This window comes from Streptomyces phytophilus (assembly GCF_013870535.1).
Taxonomy (GTDB): domain Bacteria; phylum Actinomycetota; class Actinomycetes; order Streptomycetales; family Streptomycetaceae; genus Streptomyces; species Streptomyces phytophilus.
Genome location: NZ_JACBXC010001014.1, coordinates 1 through 2232 on the forward strand (window position 1 = coordinate 1; position 2232 = coordinate 2232).

General features: G+C 74.9%; 3 protein-coding genes and 1 pseudogene. 2 read left to right on the plus strand and 2 right to left on the minus strand.

Translation table 11 applies throughout. The features are described 5' to 3' along the window. On the minus strand, window positions 1-346 hold a 346-nt coding region (locus H5J30_RS28405), incomplete at its 3' end, for a TetR/AcrR family transcriptional regulator (RefSeq protein WP_181790147.1). Between H5J30_RS28405 and H5J30_RS28410 the strand changes: the two are divergent. Further along, window positions 345-1346 (plus strand): annotated as a pseudogene (locus tag H5J30_RS28410) (MFS transporter); the annotation flags it as partial. The gene H5J30_RS28405 and the pseudogene H5J30_RS28410 sit on opposite strands and share 2 nt — an antisense overlap. Window positions 1347-1431: 85 nt before the next feature. Beyond that, the gene (locus H5J30_RS37035) at window positions 1432-1638 is read left to right on the plus strand and encodes a hypothetical protein (RefSeq protein ID WP_258563580.1); all 207 of its coding nucleotides are present in this window, start codon (window positions 1432-1434) and stop codon (window positions 1636-1638) included. A gap of 3 nt (window positions 1639-1641) precedes the next feature. On the opposite strand, the gene H5J30_RS28415 is transcribed toward H5J30_RS37035, so the two are convergent. Next, the coding region (locus H5J30_RS28415; protein WP_181790148.1) for a sterol carrier family protein at window positions 1642-2232 on the minus strand (591 nt) is incomplete at its 5' end.

Genomic DNA, 2232 nt, shown 5'->3' on the forward strand with positions numbered 1-2232 from the left:
TGCCCAGCTCGGTCGCGGTGTTGACCACGAAGCAGCCCCGGCCCGGCTCGCCGGCGGGCGGGCAGGTGACCAGCCACCGCAGCCAGTCCCGCAGCACCTCCCGGATCGGCCGGTCCTCGGCGGCGAGCAGCCGCTCGGCCTGGGCGGAGTCCGTGGCCCGGTAGTGGTCGAGGGCGCGGAGGAAGAGCGTGTGCTTGTCGGTGAAGGTGCGATACAGGCTGCTGGGCGTCAGTTTCAGCTCGTCGCCCAGGTCGCGCACCGAGGTGGCGTGGTAGCCGCGGCGCCAGAACAGTTCCGTCGCTCTGACGACCGCGTCCTGCTCGTCGAACTGCCGGGGGCGTGCCATGCCGCCAGCCTATCCCACTTGTGGAGCGATCGCTCCCATACTAGGGTCCCCAACTTATGGGAGCGATCGCTCCCGAATATCGGAAGGAGACCCCGTGACCGCCGCCGAGCAGCTCACCGACCCCGCGCCGCCCGTCCCGCGGAAAGACCACTGGCTCGCGGTCACCGCCGTGGCCTTCGGGACCTTTCTGCTGGTGACCGCCGAGCAGCTGCCGATCGGCCTGCTCACCTCCGTACGGTCCGCGCTGTCGGTCTCCGAAGGGACCGCCGGGCTGATGGTCACCGTGCCCAGCCTCGTCGCCGCGGTCTCCGCGCCGCTGGTGCCCGTACTCGTCAGAGGACTCGACCGGCGCGTCCTGCTCCTCGCGCTGATGGGGCTGATGACCCTCGCCAACGTGGCCACGGCCCTGGCCCCGGACTTCGCCGTCCTCGTGGCCTCCCGGGTGCTCGTCGGGGTCGCGATCGGCGGCTTCTGGGCCGTCGCCGGCGGTCTGGCCGTACGCCTCGTGGCCACCGCCAACGTCCCCCGCGCCACCGCGGTCGTCTTCGGCGGCGTCGGCGCCGCGAACGTCTTCGGCGTCCCCCTCGGCACCCTCCTCGGCGAACTCACCGGCTGGCGCGTCGCCTTCGCCTCCATGAGCGCCCTGGCCCTCGTCGTGCTCGTCGCCCTGCTCGCCGTACTGCCGCCGCTGGCCGCCTCGCAGGCCGTCCGGCCACGCCTGCTCGCCGAGCAACTGCGCAACCCGGGCGTGCGCGTGGGCATCACCGCGACGGCCCTCGTCGTCTTCGGGCACTTCTCCGCGTACACCTTCGTGAGCCCGGCCCTCCAGCAGCTCTCCGGGATCGACGAGCGCCACGTCGCCCCGCTGCTCTTCGGCTTCGGCGCCGCGGGCATGATCGGCAACTTCGCGGCCGGCGCGGCCCTCTCGCGCCACGTGCACCGCAGCGTGCTCGTCGTCACCCTCTCCCTCGCCGCCGCCATGCCCCTGTTCCTGCTCCTCGGCCGGACCGCGGTCGGCAGCGCCCTCCTGCTGATCGTCTGGGGCCTCGCCTACGGGGGGCGTGTCGGTCGGCCTGCAGACGTGGATGATCAAGGCCGCCCCGCGGGCGGTGGAAGCGGCCTCGGCGCTCTGGGTGGCGGTGTTCAACCTGTCCATCGGGCTCGGCGCGCTGGCCGGCGGCGTCATGGTCGAGGCGCTCTCCCTGCGCGGCGCGCTGTGGCTCGGCGGCGCCTGCGCCCTGGTGGCCGGGCTTGCCGTCCTGACCCACCGCCCCGGCGCCGGCCTGCGGTGAGGCTCAGGCCAGCACCGGGAGCACCGCCGCCAGGTCCGCTCTGTCGCCGCTCGCCGCCACCGCGCCCTCCGCCAGCGCCGTGCCCCAGTCCGTACGGCCCGTGGCCAGCCTCAGCCAGGTCAGCGGGTCCGTCTCCACCACGTTCGGCGGCGTGCCCCGGGTGTGGCGCGGGCCCTCGATGCACTGGATCGCCGCGTACGGCGGAATGCGCACCTCCACCGCCGCGCCCGGCGCCTTCACCGCCAGGGCGTCCGCCAGGACGCGGACCGCGGCGGCCAGGGCGCCCCGGTCCAGGGGGATGCCGGTCCCGGCGGCGCGGTTGAGGTCGTCGCTGTGCACGACGAGTTCGACGAGGCGGGTGACGGTCAGGTCCAGCGCCGTCATCGGGCCGAAGCGGTGCGGCATCAGGCGGTCGGTCCGTACGGCCTCCGCCTCGGCCGCCGCCAGCCGCTCCGCCGCCGCGTCCAGCGCCGCGGCGAGGGCCGCCGGGCCCTGCCCGTACTCCGCGGCGACGCGGTCGGCCTCGCGGCGGGTGCGTTCGTCCGGCCGGTCGGCGCTGCGCGCCGCCGACACCGCCCACGCCGACAGGTCCAC